Annotated in this window: 11 protein-coding genes, 2 tRNA genes and 1 pseudogene; 3 read left to right on the forward strand and 11 right to left on the reverse strand. The window is 73.3% G+C overall.

Annotated features, from left to right (window positions below; all coding sequences use genetic code 11):
* Positions 1-35: 35 nt before the first annotated feature.
* The 8 genes from OG472_RS22300 to OG472_RS22335 form a co-directional block, all read right to left on the reverse strand.
* Positions 36-2,264 (reverse strand): ArnT family glycosyltransferase, encoded by a 2,229-nt coding sequence (locus OG472_RS22300; protein ID WP_405941936.1) that lies wholly within the window; start codon positions 2,262-2,264, stop codon positions 36-38.
* Positions 2,261-3,529 (reverse strand): glycosyltransferase, encoded by a 1,269-nt coding sequence (locus OG472_RS22305; protein WP_401610328.1) that lies wholly within the window; start codon positions 3,527-3,529, stop codon positions 2,261-2,263. Before OG472_RS22305 ends, OG472_RS22300 begins: the two co-directional genes overlap by 4 nt.
* 25 nt (positions 3,530-3,554) lie before the next feature.
* A complete protein-coding gene (locus OG472_RS22310; protein ID WP_405941937.1) occupies positions 3,555-5,189 on the reverse strand; it encodes a sensor histidine kinase in 1,635 nt (544 codons plus the stop codon).
* Positions 5,189-5,956, reverse strand: coding sequence for a response regulator transcription factor (locus tag OG472_RS22315; protein ID WP_405941938.1), 768 nt, complete (start codon positions 5,954-5,956; stop codon positions 5,189-5,191). Before OG472_RS22315 ends, OG472_RS22310 begins: the two co-directional genes overlap by 1 nt.
* 77 nt (positions 5,957-6,033) lie before the next feature.
* On the reverse strand, positions 6,034-6,915 hold the full coding sequence (locus OG472_RS22320; protein WP_401610325.1) for an amidohydrolase family protein: 882 nt from the start codon (positions 6,913-6,915) through the stop codon (positions 6,034-6,036).
* On the reverse strand, positions 6,899-7,237 hold the full coding sequence (locus OG472_RS22325) for an antibiotic biosynthesis monooxygenase family protein (protein WP_405941939.1): 339 nt from the start codon (positions 7,235-7,237) through the stop codon (positions 6,899-6,901). Before OG472_RS22325 ends, OG472_RS22320 begins: the two co-directional genes overlap by 17 nt.
* Before the next feature lie 182 nt (positions 7,238-7,419).
* Entirely contained in the window at positions 7,420-8,304 is an 885-nt protein-coding gene (locus OG472_RS22330) for a DUF2797 domain-containing protein (RefSeq protein WP_401610322.1), read from the reverse strand.
* The gene (locus OG472_RS22335) at positions 8,301-8,735 is read right to left on the reverse strand and encodes an Lrp/AsnC family transcriptional regulator (protein WP_361753385.1); all 435 of its coding nucleotides are present in this window, start codon (positions 8,733-8,735) and stop codon (positions 8,301-8,303) included. The genes OG472_RS22330 and OG472_RS22335 overlap by 4 nt, the downstream gene beginning before the upstream one ends.
* Positions 8,736-8,842: 107 nt before the next feature.
* Here OG472_RS22335 and OG472_RS22340 point away from each other — a divergent pair.
* Positions 8,843-9,752: pseudogene (locus OG472_RS22340) on the forward strand (SMP-30/gluconolactonase/LRE family protein).
* 3 nt (positions 9,753-9,755) lie between these two features.
* Here the strand turns inward: OG472_RS22340 and OG472_RS22345 are convergent.
* The 3 genes from OG472_RS22345 to OG472_RS22355 all read right to left on the reverse strand — a co-directional run bounded on the left by OG472_RS22345 (position 9,756) and on the right by OG472_RS22355 (position 10,710).
* Positions 9,756-10,121, reverse strand: coding sequence for a PH domain-containing protein (locus OG472_RS22345; RefSeq protein ID WP_319723656.1), 366 nt, complete (start codon positions 10,119-10,121; stop codon positions 9,756-9,758).
* 207 nt (positions 10,122-10,328) lie between these two features.
* Positions 10,329-10,401: transfer RNA gene (locus tag OG472_RS22350), tRNA-Arg, on the reverse strand.
* Positions 10,402-10,619: 218 nt separating this feature from the next.
* A tRNA-Ser gene (locus tag OG472_RS22355) sits at positions 10,620-10,710 on the reverse strand.
* 186 nt (positions 10,711-10,896) lie between these two features.
* Here OG472_RS22355 and OG472_RS22360 point away from each other — a divergent pair.
* Positions 10,897-11,328 (forward strand): SSI family serine proteinase inhibitor, encoded by a 432-nt coding sequence (locus OG472_RS22360; protein WP_405830928.1) that lies wholly within the window; start codon positions 10,897-10,899, stop codon positions 11,326-11,328.
* A 119-nt stretch (positions 11,329-11,447) separates the two neighbouring features.
* Entirely contained in the window at positions 11,448-14,789 is a 3,342-nt protein-coding gene (locus OG472_RS22365) for a PAS domain-containing protein (RefSeq protein WP_401610317.1), read from the forward strand.
* Positions 14,790-14,791: the final 2 nt, after the last annotated feature.

Below are 14,791 nucleotides of genomic sequence, written 5' to 3' on the forward strand. Positions count from 1 at the left end.
CCGGATGAGACCCGATCGGACCGGATCCGACCGGATCATGACGTCGGAGCGGTCAGGTCGTAGAAAGTGGCTCCGCCGACCGTGGACGCCTTGAAGCCGGCCTTGACCCAGCTCTCGATCTCGCTGCTGGTGCCGCCGCCCGGACCGCCGCCGCCCCGCACGCCGCCCTCGGTGGTGCCGGGTCCACCGGTGGCACCTGTGGTGCCCGTGGCGTCTCCCTGGCCGATGAACCAGTGGATCTTCCCTTCCCGCACGTACGTCTTGAACTGCTCCAGGGTCGGTGAGGGGTCGCTGCCGTTGAAGCCTCCGATCGCCATCACGGGGGCGCCCGAGGCCAGCTGATAACTTGCCGCGTTCTGCGAGCCGATGGCGGCCGCCGCCCAGGTGTACGCGTCGGCGTCGGTGGTGAGGGCCGCCTTGGCCTCGGCGCCGACCCGGGCCCCGTTCAGCAGGCCGCCCGCTCCGCCCGGCCCGCCGCCCGCGCGCATGCCGCCGCGTCCGCCCGCAGCGCCCTGGCCCGGCGGCATGCCTCCTTGCGGCAGCGCGCCACCCGGCTGACCGCCGCCCGGCTGCCCGCCGCCCTGCTGACCGCCGTTCGGCTGGGCACCTCCCGGCTGCCCGCCCTGGGTGCCCTGGCCGCCCGGCCCGCCCTGCGGCATCTCGCCGGCGCCGCCCCGGAAGCCGCCCATCATGCCGCCGGGTCCACCCCGGCCGCCCGCCACCGCCGGTCCGGCGGTCACGATGGAGCCGGTGTGCCCGGTGCTCACGGTGGTCAGGCAGTACGCGAACGGCCCGGCCAGGGCCGCGGCCACTCCCAGCGCCGCCACCGCCGGCAGCATCCGGCGGCCCGCCCGTGCGGCGAACGGCAGCGCGGCCGCGGCGAGCAGCCCGCCCAGCAGCACGGCCCAGCGCAGCCAGGGCAGATAGCCGGTGGCGCGGCCCAGCAGCACGTACGACCAGACGGCCGTCAGGGCCAGCGTGCCGGAGAGGGCGATCGAGGCGGCCGCGGTGCCCCGCTCCTCCCACAGCACGGCGACGCCCATGCCGATCAGCGCGGCCACGAACGGAGCCAGGGCCACGGTGTAGTACTCGTGGAAGATGCCCTGCATGTAGCTGAAGACGATCGCGGTGATCAGCAGCGCGCCGCCCCAGGCCAGGAAGGCCGCCCGGGCCATGCCGTCCAGCGAGTCGGTGGCCCGGCGGGCCCGCCAGGTCACCACCAGCCCGGCCACCAGCAGCACCAGGGCCGCGGGCAGCAGCCAGGAGATCTGCCCGCCGATGTTCCCCGAGAACAGCCGGTCGAAGCCGGTCTCCCCCCAGCCGCCTCCCCCGGCCCTGCCGCCCGGGCCGCCCTCGGGCAGGCCGTAGGCCGCGGCCCCGCCGGTCCGGGCGCCGCCGCCGACGCTGCCGGTCTCGTTGCCGTTGATCCGGCCGAGGCCGTTGTAGCCGAGGGTCAGTTCCAGGAAGGAGTTGTTCTGCGAACCGCCGATGTACGGGCGGGAGGACGCGGGCCACAGCTCCACGATCGCCACCCACCAGCCGCCGGCCGCCACCATCGCGAGCCCGGCCAGCAGCAGCTGGCCCAGGCGCCTGCGCAGCCGGGTCGGCGCGCAGACCGCGTACAGCAGCGCGAGCGGCGGCAGGATGACGAAGGCCTGCAAGGTCTTGGTGAGGAAGGCGAAGCCGACGGCGACGCCGGCCCAGACCAGCCACGTGGTGCGGGCCCCGTCGAGGGCGCGCAGCACGCAGTACACGGTGACGGTCAGCAGCAGCGTCAGCAGCGCGTCGGGATTGTTGAAGCGGAACATCAGCGCGGCGACGGGCGTGAGCGCGAAGGCCGCACCACTCAGCAGGGCCGCCCCGGGCCCGAACTGGCGGCGTACGGCGGCGTAGAGCACGGCCGTCGTGCCGACGCCCATCAGGGCCTGCGGGACGAGGATCTGCCAGGAGCCGAGCCCGAACAGACGGACCGACAGCATCATCGGCCACAGTGCGGCCGGGGGCTTGTCGACGGTGATGGAGTTGCCCGCGTCGGAGGAGCCGAAGAAGAAGGCCTTCCAGCTCTCGCTGCCCGCCTGCACGGCGGCGGAGTAGAAGGAGTTGGCGTAACCGGAGGATCCCAGGTCCCACAGCAGCAGGGCGGCGGTGGCGATCAGCAGCCCGGCGAAGGCGGGCCGTTCCCAGCGGGGCCGGTCGGCGGCTCGGCGGCCGGTACGGGCCCGGGCTTCGGGGGCCGGGAAGAGCGGAGTTGCCGCGGTGGTCATCGGATGTCGTCCTTAGCGGGAGTGTCGCGCCGGTCGGGGAAGACCCAGGCGCGGAAGAGCAGGAACCGCAGCACGGTGGCGGCGAGGTTGGCGGTGATCAGGACGGCCAGTTCGGTGCCGTGCGCGGGATCGGCGGTGGCCGCTCCGAGCGCGGCGAGCGAACCGCTCGTCAGGGCCAGCCCGATGCCGAAGACCACCAGCCCCTGGGCCTGGTGGCGCACGGCCCGGTCCCGGCCGCGGACGCCGAAGGTGAGCCGGCGGTTGGCCGCGGTGTTCGCGACGGCGGAGAGCAGCAGGGCGGCGCCGTTGGCCGTCTGCGGGCCGGTCCCGCCCCGGAAGGCGGAGTACAGCAGCAGGTAGAGCAGGGTGGACAGGGCTCCGACGGCGCAGAAGCCGAGGAGCTGGCGGGCCAGCCCGCCCTCCACTCCGGGCAGCGCGGTGCGGTCGCGCGGATCGTCGCCGAAGGGGCGGGAGAGCCGGTCCAGCGGGAGCGCTCCGACGGCCAGCGCCCGGCCCACGCGCCACACCCCCTTCAGGTCCTCGGCGGCGGTCCTGACGATGTGGACGGTGGAGTCGGGGTCGTCGACCCAGTCCACCGGCACCTCGTGGATCCGCAGCCCGGCCCGCTCGGCGAGCACGAGCAGTTCGGTGTCGAAGAACCAGCCCGTGTCCTCCACCAGCGGCAGCAGCCGCTCGGCGACCTCGCGCCGGATGGCCTTGAAACCGCACTGGGCATCGCTGAACCGGGCGGCCAGCGAGGACCGCAGCAGGAGGTTGTAGGCCCGGGAGACGAACTCCCGCTTGGCTCCCCGCACCACCCGTGAGGAACGTGCCAGCCGGGTGCCGATCGCCAGGTCGGAGTGACCGGAGATCAGCGGTGCGACCAGCGGCAGCAGGGCGTTGAGGTCGGTGGAGAGGTCCACGTCCATGTAGGCGAGGACGGGGGCTTCGGAGTCGGACCAGACGGTGCGCAGCGCCCTGCCCCGGCCCTTCTCCTCCAGCCGGGTGCTGCGTACGCCGTCCAGTGCGGCGGCGAGCCCGGCCGCGACCTCGGGGGTGCGGTCGGTGCTCGCGTTGTCGGCGACCGTGATCCGGAAGGGATAGGGGAAGGTCCGGGTGAGGTGCTCGTGCAGCCGGCGTACGCACGGGCCGAGGTCCTTCTCCTCGTTGAAGACCGGGATCACCACGTCGAGGACGGGCTCACCCGGCACGGGCGCGAGGGGCGCCCGTGCCGGAAGGGCCCCGGGAGAGGTGTCGGTTGGCATGCTCCGACCCTCGTGGAGCGGCCTGTCACCGCTGTGTGGTGAGCCTGTGCCCTGTCTGTGATTCCGGCTCCGCGGCCGTCGGCCGGGCGAGCAGCAGCACGACCTCGAACCGGGTCAGCCCGGGCTCGCTCCGTACGCCGACCCGACCGCCGTGCGCGGTGACCACGGCCTGGACGATGGCGAGCCCGAGCCCGGTGGAGCCGGCCGTGCGGGAACGGGAGGCGTCACCGCGGGCGAAGCGCTCGAAGACGTGGGGGAGCAGTTCGGGCGGAATCCCGGGCCCGTCGTCCTCGACCACCAGCCGGACGGCCGATGTTTCACGTGAAACACGGGCGGTGACGGTGGTGCCGGGTGGGGTGTGCGTACGGGCGTTGGCGAGCAGGTTCACCAGGACCTGCTGGATCCGGGCCGGATCGGCGCGGACGGGCGCGGGCTCTTCGGGCAGGCTCAGGCGCCAGTGGTGACCGGGACCCGCGGCCCTGGCGTCGCTGACGGCGTCGACGACGAGCGGTGCCAGATCGGTGTCGGCGTCGGAGTCGGAGAGCGGGCGGCCCGCGTCGAGCCGGGCGAGCAGCAGCAGGTCCTCGACGAGGCCGGTCATCCGGGTGGCCTCGGACTCGATCCGGCCCAGGGCGTGCCGGGTGTCGGGGCCGGGTTCCTCCCGTCCCCGGCGGGTCAGCTCGGCGTAACCGCGGATGGAGGCCAGCGGGGTGCGCAGTTCGTGGCTGGCGTCGGCGACGAACTGCCGGACGCGCATCTCGCTCTGCTGGCGGGCGGTGAGGGCGGAGGAGACGTGGCCCAGCATCCGGTTGATGGCCGCGCCGACCTGGCCCACTTCGGTACGGGGGTCGGCCTCGGCGTCGGGGACCCGCTCGTGGAGCGCGGGCTCGCCCTTGTGCAGGGGGAGTTCGGAGACCCGGGTGGCGGTGGCGGCCACCCGGCGCAGCGGGCGCAGGGCGACTCCGACCAGGGCCTGCCCGGCGAGGGAGGCTGCGATCAGGCCGGCGAGGGTGACACAGACCTCCACTCCGACCAGGGTGCGCACGATGGAGTCGACCTCGCTCAGGGGGAAGGCGAGGGCCAGGCTCCCGTCGGGCTCGGCCAGCACCCGGTAGGCACCGAGGCCCGGGAGGTCGGCGTCCACCGGCCGCGGCTCGGCCCGCGCGCCCCGTGCGCCTTGTGTTCCCTGTGTGCCCTGCCCGCCCTGTCCGGTCGACGCGGCTTGTGCTGCCTGCGCGGCCTGTGCCGCCTTCCGGGCGGCCGCGGCGAGGATCCTGCTCTGGGGCTCGGTGAGGGGCGGTGCATCCTCGGGAGCCCCCTCGACGCGGACGTTGCGGGCGCTCCCGCGCACCGTGCCGTCGGGATCCAGGCGTACCCCGGTGGCGTCCAGCGGACTGCCGGGGGCCGTGACGAAGCCGGTGCTGTTCTGCCGGGCCGGCTTCCCGGCGGGGATCCGCACGGCCATCCCGACGGAGGTGGTCAGCTGCTCGTCGACCTGACCGACCAGGTACGAGCGCAGGGCGAGGGTGGTGACGGTTCCGATGGCCGCGCCCACCACGGCGATCAGAGCCACCGCCGAGACGACGAGCCGGGTCCGCAGCGACCAGGGCCGGCGGCCACGCGGCCGCGGCCCCCTGCGGGCGGGAAAGCGGAAGCGCACTACTCGGCCGGCTTGATCAGATATCCGGCGCCGCGCCGGGTGTGGATCATCGGAGCCAGGCCGGGGCCGCTCTCCAGCTTCCTGCGCAGGTAGGAGATGTAGAGCTCGACCACATTGGCCTGGCCGCCGAAGTCGTACGACCACACCCGGTCCAGGATCTGCGCCTTGCTCAGCACGCGTCGCGGGTTGCGCATGAGGTAGCGAAGCAGCTCGAACTCGGTGGCGGTCAGGTGGATCTCCCGGTCGCCCCGCACCACCTCGTGACTGTCCTCGTCGAGCCGCAGATCGCCGACGGCCAGCACCGAACCGCCGCGTGCGGCCTGCGCCGCGCCCGAGCGCCGGACCAGGCCGCGCAACCGGGCCACGACCTCCTCCAGGCTGAAGGGCTTGGTGACGTAGTCGTCGCCGCCCGCGGTGAGGCCGGCGATCCGGTCCTCCACGGAGTCCCGGGCGGTCAGGAACAGCACGGGGACCTGGGGGATCTCCCGGCGCAGTCGCCCGAGGACGGCGAGGCCGTCCATGTCGGGAAGCATGATGTCGAGGATCACCACGTCCGGCCGGAACGCCCGTGCCGCCCGCACCGCACCGGCCCCGTCTCCGGCGCTGCGGACCTCGCAGCCCTCGTACCGCAGGGCCATGGACAGCAGCTCGGAGAGTGCGGCCTCGTCGTCGACGACGAGCACCCGGCAGGGCCCGCCGTCGGGCCGCACGAGGGCCGTGTGGTTGCTGGTGGACGTGGACGCATGGGAGGTGGTCGTCGCAGTCATACCGGACACGTTCTCCGGGACCTCTGAGAGCGTTCTTGTGCCTGCCTGTGAATTTCCTGAGAAACGGGAGACGGCGCTCAGCCGTCGAGCCGGAAGAGCCGGGCGCCGTTGTCGTGGCAGACCGCACGGAGCCAGTCGTCGCCGAGGCCGAGCCGTTCGAGGGCGGCGAGCTGGTGCTCGTAGGGGTAGGGGATGTTCGGGAAGTCGGTGCCGAGCAGGATCCGGTCGCCGAGGTCCGCGAGCCGGCCGAGCTCACCGGGCGGGAAGCCGCTGAGCCGCTCGGAGAAGTCGGTGAAGACCATGGTGGTGTCCAGGCGCACCGCGGCGTACCGGTCGGCGAGGTCGAGGAAGTCGGCGTACTCGGGCATGCCCATGTGCGCGATGACCAGCGGCAGCCGCGGGTGGCGGGCCAGCAGCCGGCCGACCGGGCCGGGTCCGGTGTACTTGGCCGGGACGGGACCCGACCCGCAGTGGATCACGATCGGGATGCCGGCCTCGGCGAGCAGCCCCCACACCGGATCCAGCCGGTCGTCATTGGGGTCGTAACCGCCGACCTGGAGGTGCGCCTTGAAGATCCGGGCCCCGGAGTCGACGGCCCGGCGGACGTACGTGGCGACGCCCTCCTCCGGGAAGAAGGTCGCGGTGTGCAGGCAGTCGGGGGTGCGGGCGGCGAAATCGGCGGACCAGGAGTTGAGCCAGGCGGCCATCTCCGGTTTGTGCGGGTAGAGCATGGCGGTGAAGGCCCGGACCCCGAACTCCCGCAGCAGCGCGACCCGCCGCTCCTCCTCGTGCCGGTAGGTGATCGGCCACTCGACGCCGGTCAGCCGGCCGACCGCGTCGAAGTACTCCCAGACCTTGTCCAGGACCCGCTCGGGCATGAAGTGCGTGTGGACGTCGACCAGTCCCGGCAACCCGAGCCGCTCCCGGAAGGCGCGGACCGCCTCAGCCGTTGCGGACAAAGCCGTGGCTCCGCTCGACGGTGGCGACGTGCAGGGTGTAGCTCTCGTACCAGTCGTTGCGGCCCTGCTTCATGGCCGCCTGGTGCTCCAGGTCCTCCCGCCACGCGGTGAGGGACTCGTGGTCGCGGAAGTAGGCGACGGTGATGCCGAGACCGTCGGGGGTGCGGGCGGACTCGTATCCGAGGTACCCGGGATTCCCCTGGACGATCTCCTTCATCCGGGCGAGGGTGTCGGGATATCCGCTGTCGTCGGCGGTCCGGACATTGCTGAAAACGGCCATGACATAAGGCGGTTCGAAGGCCGGTATCGGCTGGATGCTCATGCTCTCCACCCTCCGCGGACCGCCCCGGCGTGTCCACCGGAAACGGCTCGGGAAGGCCAAAGGGATCCAAGTTTTGACCTTGCCCGGCCGGAGCGGAACGGGGCCGACGGGGGAGCACCCGGAGACCGCCCGGGAGCCGCCCGGGAGCCGACCGGGAGCCGACCGGGACCGGGGGGCACTCCTCAGAACAGCCCGTCCTGCTCGGCCGGCGCGGGTGCGGCCGACGGGACCTCCGCCACCGGGACCGACGTCACCGCCTCGTCCCCCGGGGCGGTGAGCTCCCAGCCGGCCAGCAGCCGGGTGTCCACGACGAGCCCGTCCGCGAAGTGCAGATCGGGACCGGCCGCGCCCACCAGCCTCCCCACGACGGCCCGACCGGGGACCATCCCGGTGAGCACCCGCGCGGGCGCCGGCAACCCGTCCAGCCCGAACGCCTCCGCATGATCGGTGACTTCGCACCCCACGCGCTCCAGCGACTCCGGCCACCCGGACAGCGCCGCGGCCCGGGCATGCAGCTCGGACACCTCCCGGGCCCGGTCCGGTCCCGGCGGCAGCTGGGCCCGTACGGCGCGCTTGCGGGCGTACGCGATCCGGTCGGGCACCCCGAGCGCGGCCCGCAGCAGCTCCTCGGTGCGCCGGGTGGCCATCAGCGGACCGCGGCCCAGCCAGGCCCAGGCCACCGCGCCCTGCTCCAGCAGCCGGGCGGAGCCGCGCTCCTCGGCGGTGATCCCGACCTTGACCATGCCGGGCCCGAACCAGGCCAGGTAGACCCGATAGGTACGCGGATCGGCGGCGTTGGTGTCGGCTGCCACGGAGAACGACCGGTCGAGGCGCGCGCATTCGGGGCACTGCGCGTTCCCGGCGCGGCCGGGCACGAGGGCGGCGGTCGGACAGGGTGTCCGCCTCCCGGCCCGCCACACGCCGAGGCAGTGCCGCTCGCCGCTCGCGGCGAAGGCCAGCCGCTGCCCGTACTCCAGAACGCTCGCCCGTTCGCCGCGCCCCTGCCCGTACCACCCGATGGCCGGGCTGCCGTCCTTCCACCGGATCCCGGTGCACCACCAGGTCACAGCGGGAGCGGCCGTTCGAAGAAGGTGTCCAGCACGACCGTGGCATGCGTCCCGCTGACGCCCTCGATGGCGTAGAGGCGGCGCAGGACGTCCTGCAGCTGCTCGGTCGAGGGCGTGCGCACCTTGACCAGCACGGAGGCGCTGCCCGCGATGATGTGCGCCTCCTGGATCTCGGGGATCGCGGCGAAGTCGGCGCCGGACTCGCCCATCCAGGCGTTGGAGTCGACCATCACGTAGGCGAGGACCCCACTGCCGACGGCGGCCGGGTCGACGTCGATGGTGGTCCGCCGGATCACCCCGCGCTCGCGCAGTTTGCGTACGCGCTCGTGGGTGGCCCCGGCCGAGAGTCCGACGGCCGTGCCGAGAGCGGCGTACGACTGGCCGGCGTCCTGCTGCAGGCGCAGGACGAGCGCACGGTCGATGTCGTCCACGCAATCTTCCTCTCTTGGGCCTGTCGACCCTTGCGAAGACGGTACCTGATCCTGCAATCTCACCATCAGACCGAACAAAATTCGGCGAGACTCTCTCAGGGGGAATCATGTCTGCCATAGCCGACCTCACCTTGTACGAGATCCTGGACGAGCGCTTCCGGACCGGCCGCTGCGCCAACGGCGACGCCCGGCTGGAACGCCTCTACGACGACTGCCGCTGGGCGGAGGGCCCGCTGTACCTCCCTGCCTGGCGGCAGCTGGTGTGGAGCGACATCCCCAACGACCGGATGCTCCGCTGGGACGAGGCGAGCGCCGGGTTCGGTCTTCCGCTCCAGGGCCGGGCACTCCAACGGCAACACCCTCGACCGGGAAGGCCGCCTGATCACCTGTGAGCAGGGCAACCGGCGCGTCACCCGCACCGAGCCGGACGGCAGCCTCACCGTCATCGCCGACCGCTTCGACGGCAGGCGGCTCAACAGCCCGAACGACGCGGTGGTCCGCTCCGACGGCACCATCTGGTTCTCCGACCCGGACTTCGGCATCACCAGCGACTACGAGGGCCACCGCGCCCCCGGCGAGATCGGCGCCTGCAACCTCTACCGGGCCGACCCCGCGACCGGCGAGGTCCGCATGGCCGCCGACGGCTTCCTCGGCCCCAACGGCCTCGTCTTCTCCCCCGACGAGAGCGAGCTGTACGCCGCGGACACCCGCGCCGGCCACGTCCGCGCCTTCAAGGTCACCGACGACGGCACCCTCACCGACGACCGGGTCTTCACCGCCTGCCCCGGGGTCGACAACATCCGTTTCGACGACGAGGGCCGGCTGTGGGCGGCCGCGATGGAGAACGGCGTCCAGTGCTACGCCCCGGACGGCACCCTGATCGGCCGCGTCCGCGTCCCCGAGCCGGTCTCGAACATCACCTTCGGCGGCGCCAAGAACAACCGCCTCTTCATCACCGCCACCACCTCCCTCTACTCCCTGGTGATGTCGGTGACCGGCCTCCCCCGCGTCCTCTGAGGGCTACCGGGCGACGAACTGCGTCAGGATCGCCTGCACCTCGTAGATGTCGACGCCCTTGGTGAAGGTCTTCTCGATCGGCGCCGGGCTCCCGGATATCCAGATCTTGAGCTCGGCGTCGAGATCGAAGTGGCCGGCGGTCTCCACGGAGAAGTGCGTGATGCTCCGGTACGGGACGGAGTGGTACTCCACCTTCTTCCCCGTGAGCCCCTGCTTGTCGACGAGCACCAGCCGCCGGTCGGTGAACAGGATCGTGTCCCTGATCAACAGGAAGGCGGCGTGCACCTGCTCCCCCTGCCCCAGCAGTCGCGCGTAGTCCCGCTGCGCCGACACCGGGTCGACCGTGTGCGCATTCCCGAACAGTCCCATGAGTGCCCCCGTTTTCCGACTTCGGACGATCTTCAAAAACCGTACCGAGGCCGGCGCGTAGTCGGCGTCACCCGCCAGAGCCATCCCACCCCTGACAACCTCCGGGGGACCCCCTCCCCATCAAGGAGGAGACGCCCACGCCGGGACACACGCCGGGACATACGACGAAGGCCCCCAGGATTTCTCCTGGGGGCCTTCGTCCTGCTGTGCACTCGGCAGGATTCGAACCTGCAACCTTCTGATCCGTAGTCAGATGCTCTATCCGTTAAGCTACGAGTGCTTGGGCTTCCCGGGGTTTTGCGCCCCGTTGGCCTTGCGAGAACAACAATACATGGACCTCGCCGGGACGCGAAATCCATTACCCAAACCCCTGCTGACCTGCGAAAACGCCCCGGACGAAGATCGTCCGGATGGGTTCGCACAGAGGTCGGAGCGGACCGGATTGCCCCGGAAAGCATCGAAGCCCCGGTCCGTCAGGACCGGGGCTTCGATGAGGTGCGGAGGCGGAGGGATTTGAACCCTCGATGGGGGGTAAGCCCCAAACCGCATTAGCAGTGCGGCGCCATAGACCGGACTAGGCGACGCCTCCAGCACACCCCCGCGTACGAGGGTGCGTGCAGATGATGACACAGGCGCAGGGCCCCTCACCAATCCGCTCCCACGGTACTAGGAGGGACGGGTGGAGGGCAAAGCCTTAAAGCAGCCGCAGCACGCAACGTCGGCGGGCCCCCGTCGTTGGTCAGGCGTACGACGTACGGACGACCTGGAGTGCCCCATGCTGCGTCTCGCCGCCTTCGCCGTCACCTCCGCCCTGGCCGCCGCGGCCGCGGGGCCCCTCCCCCCGCTGCCCGTGCCCCTGGGCGGGCTGCTGGCGCCGCCCGACCGCCTCACCATCGCCATGGCCGACACCGGGAACCGCCAGTTGGACCGGGAGTACCGGCTCGAATGCGACCCCGTCGGCGGCGACCACCCTCAGGCCGCGGGCGCCTGCGCCCGGCTGGACCGGCTCGCCAAGGAGGGCAAGGACCCCTTCGCTCCCGTCTCCAAGCGGCAGATCTGCAGCATGCAGCACGGCGGCCCCGCGACCGCCCGGATCACCGGAACCTGGAACGGCCACAAGGTCGACGCCACGTTCCGGCGGACGAACGGATGCGAAATCAGCCGCTGGGACGAGTTGGAACCTCTGCTTCCGAGTGGGCGTTCCTGACCTGGGAGGATGCGCGGGATGGGCGGTATCCACCACGCTTCGGCCACCCCGCCGCGGGGCTGTGGCCTTAGACTCCTCCCGTGACTTGCCGGTAGTTGTGGTCAGGGAGGAAGCTCGTCGTGAGCAGCAGGCCATCCCGAGGCGCTGCTCGCCTCGCAGCAATACTCGACGCTCTTCCGGACGCGCTGTTGCTCGTCAACGCCAACGGCACGGTCGTCAACGCCAATTCGATCGCCCTCGAGGTCATGGAGAGCCCCGGCACGGGGCTCGTCGGCCGCGGCGTGCTCGACCTCCTGCCCGAATTCGACTCCAAGCTGATCCCCGGCTCCATGCGCCGGCCCGGCGAGGACGAAGGCGGCCGCACCAAGCCGAAGCGGATGATCGCGCGCCGCACCGACGGCTCCGAGTTCCCCGTCGAGATCACCAGCGCCCATCTCGACGGCCGCGACGCCTACCGCGAGCCGCAACCCTCGTACACCGGTGACGAGCTGCTCATGCTCGTGGTCCGGGACCTCTCGCAGACCGTGGACACCGAGGCCGAGCTGGCCCGCTCCCAGCGGCAGACCGAGATGATCCTGCGCGCCGCCGCCGAGGGCGTCGTGGGCACCGACACCGACGGACGGGTGGTGCTGGTCAATCCGGCCGCCGCCCAGATCCTCGGCTACCGCGCCACCGACCTCGGCAACCGCGAACTGCACGGCCTGGTCCAGCACTCCCGCGCCGACGGCTCGCCGTTCCCCTTCGAGGAGTCCCCGCTCGCCGACACCCTGCGCAGCGGCCGCAAGCACCGCGTACGCGGACAGGTGCTGTGGAACAAGGCCGGACAGCCCGTCGCCGTCGACCTGACGACCTCGCCCGTACGGGACGGGGAGCTGCTCGTCGGCGCCGTCATGACCTTCACCGACCGCCGGCCCTACGACGCCCTGGCCGCGCGGCACGCGCAGCTGCTGGCCGTCCTCGGGGACTCGCTGCGCGGACCGCTGGACGAGCTGCGCGGTGAGCTGGCGACCCTGGCCGCCGACGACGCCGGACAGCTGTGGCCCGAGGCCAACCAGCTGCTGCACCACTTGGCCGCCGGGTACTCGCGGATGACCACGCTGGTGGACAATGTGCTCGGCTTCCAGCGCCTGGACTCCGGGAGCGACCGGCTCGCGAAGAAGAAGGTCCTGATCAACACCGTCGTCTCGGCGGGCGTCGACGGCGCGGTCGAACTGATCGGTCCGGGCCGTGCGCAGTTCGCCGTCCACGCGCCGACGATCGAGGCCGAGGTGGACGCGGCCCGCATCGCGACCGCGCTCGCCCACCTCGTCGCGGACGTCGCCGGGGTGGACGCCACCGGCAAGACCGCCCAGGGCAGCGGGTACGGCGACTCGACGATCGTGGTGGCGGCCGCGCAGCGCGGCGATGTCGTACGGATCGAGGTGCGCGGGCCCTACGAGGGCGGGAACCCGGTCCACGAGCCGATCGTGCGGGGGATCGTGGCCGCGCACGGCGGCGTGCTGCAGACGGTGGAGGTTCCGGGCGCGCCCGGTGGGGCGTACGTGCTGGAGCTTCCGCTCGGCTCGGGTGCCGGGACGGTCACCCTGCCGGAGCCGGCGGAGGAGCCCCCGGCCGGTCCGACCACGGACGGCGCCGGGACGGCCGGCGGCGCCGCCGGCAAGGTCTCCGGCGGCCGGCGGGGCCGGCGCGGAGTGGACGCCTTCCTCGACGACGAGGTCACGGGCCCGGCCGCCGCGCCGGCCGGCCAGGGCGGGGGCGCGCTGGCGCTGCCGTCCGGACGGCGGCGGGCGGGCGAGGCGGGTGGGCCCGACACGGGCCCGGAGCTCGCCCAGTCCCCGGTGAACCCGGCCGGACTCGGTACCGGGCGCCGGCGCGGCCGGGCCGGTGACGGCAGCGGCGAGGCCGACGGCACCGGCGGCCCGGGCGGACCCGGGCGGCCCGTGCCCCCGCAGGGCACCGCCGTGCCCGCGCTCCCGCCCGTGCCCGCAGTGCCCCCGGTTCCGCTGACCGAGCATCCCGCCGGACGGCGGCGGGCGCTGGGTCCGGCCGGTCCGGCGCAGCCCGGCGGCCCGGTTCCGGCGACGGGGCTCGGGCCGACGCCCGCGCCCTCCCGGCCCATCGCTCCCGAGGGCGGTTTCGCGCTGCCCGCCGGACCGACCCCGGCTCCCTCCACTCCGCAGGCCCCCGCGATGGCCGGCCCGGCCCCCGCTCCCGCCGAAGGGGACGCCGACGCCCCCGCCGGGCGGCGCGGGCGCCGCGTCCTGGGCGCTCCCGCCGCCGAGCCCGAAGTCCCCGCCGCACAGCCCGCCGAGCCGGCCGAGAATCCGACCGGGCGGCGCCGGGCGCTTCCCGGCGCCCCGGCCTGGCCGGTGCCGGCGGCCCGTACCGCCTCCGAGGACGACGAGGCCCCCGGCCCGGCCACCGTGCCCGGAGCGCGCCGGCCGCAAGACACCCCGGCGGAGGGCCAGGCCGCGCAGCCGATCAGCGTGCGCGCCCTCGGCACCCTCGGCCAGGGCATCTCCGTGGACCCCAACGCCACCGGCGCGGGCGCCGGCCCGGGCGGCACCTCCGGGTCCGGCCGCCGTCGCCGGCTCGCCGAGCCCGCCGCGCAGGGACGGGCCTTCGCCATAGGGGCCCCCAAGGCGGGCTCCGACGAGGGCCCCGAGCCGCTCGACGGCCCGGGTGGCGCCGTCGAGGTGGTCAACCGGCCCGTGCCCCGGCCCGTCGACGACGAGCTTCCGCCGGAGCCCCTGGACAACCCGCGCCGGCTCCTGGTGTGGCCCGCGCCCGATGTGCAGACGCAGCAGGCCCTCAGCGACCGCGGCTACCGCCCGGTGATCGTGCACTCCCGCGAGGAGGTGGACGCGCAGATCGCCGCGTTCCCCGCCGCGCTGTTCGTCGACCCGCTGACCGGGCCGATCACCCGGACCGCCCTGCAGTCGCTGCGCCAGGCCGCGGTGGCCGCCGAGGTGCCCGTGCTGGTCACGGCCGGGCTGGGGCACGCCACGCGCGAAGCGGCGTACGGAGCCGATCCGGCCGTCCTGCTCAAGGCTCTGGCGCCGCGCGACAGCGAACAGCACCCCTCCCGGGTCCTGCTGATCGAGGAGCACGACGAGATCGCGACCGCGCTGACCGCGGCCCTGGAACGGCGCGGCATGCAGGTCGCCCGTGCGGGCGCCGACACCGACGCCGTGGAACTGGCGACGCGGATGCGGCCCAACCTGGTGGTGATGGACCTGATGCAGGTGCGCCGCCGCCGGGCGGGGATCGTGGACTGGCTGCGCGCCAACGGGCAGCTGAACCGCACCCCGCTGGTCGTCTACACGACGACGGGGATCGACCAGGCGGACCTGCCGCGGCTGGCCTCCGGCGAGAGCGTGCTCTTCCTCGCCGAGCGGGCCACCACGGCGGACGTGCAGGGCCGCATCGTGGACCTGCTGGCCAAGATCGGCACCAACTAGTA

Source organism: Streptomyces sp. NBC_00207 (assembly GCF_045160965.1).
Lineage (GTDB): Bacteria > Actinomycetota > Actinomycetes > Streptomycetales > Streptomycetaceae > Streptomyces.

Bases quoted from the DNA above. Each gene is read 5' to 3' on its own strand.
- OG472_RS22300 (WP_405941936.1), bottom strand. From the start codon at position 2,264: ATGACCACCGCGGCAACTCCGCTCTTCCCGGCCCCCGAAGCCCGGGCC.
- OG472_RS22305 (WP_401610328.1), bottom strand. From the start codon at position 3,529: ATGCCAACCGACACCTCTCCCGGGGCCCTTCCGGCACGGGCGCCCCTC.
- OG472_RS22315 (WP_405941938.1), bottom strand. From the start codon at position 5,956: ATGACTGCGACGACCACCTCCCATGCGTCCACGTCCACCAGCAACCAC.
- OG472_RS22325 (WP_405941939.1), bottom strand. From the start codon at position 7,237: ATGAGCATCCAGCCGATACCGGCCTTCGAACCGCCTTATGTCATGGCC.
- OG472_RS22345 (WP_319723656.1), bottom strand. From the start codon at position 10,121: ATGGGACTGTTCGGGAATGCGCACACGGTCGACCCGGTGTCGGCGCAG.
- OG472_RS22360 (WP_405830928.1), top strand. From the start codon at position 10,897: ATGCTGCGTCTCGCCGCCTTCGCCGTCACCTCCGCCCTGGCCGCCGCG.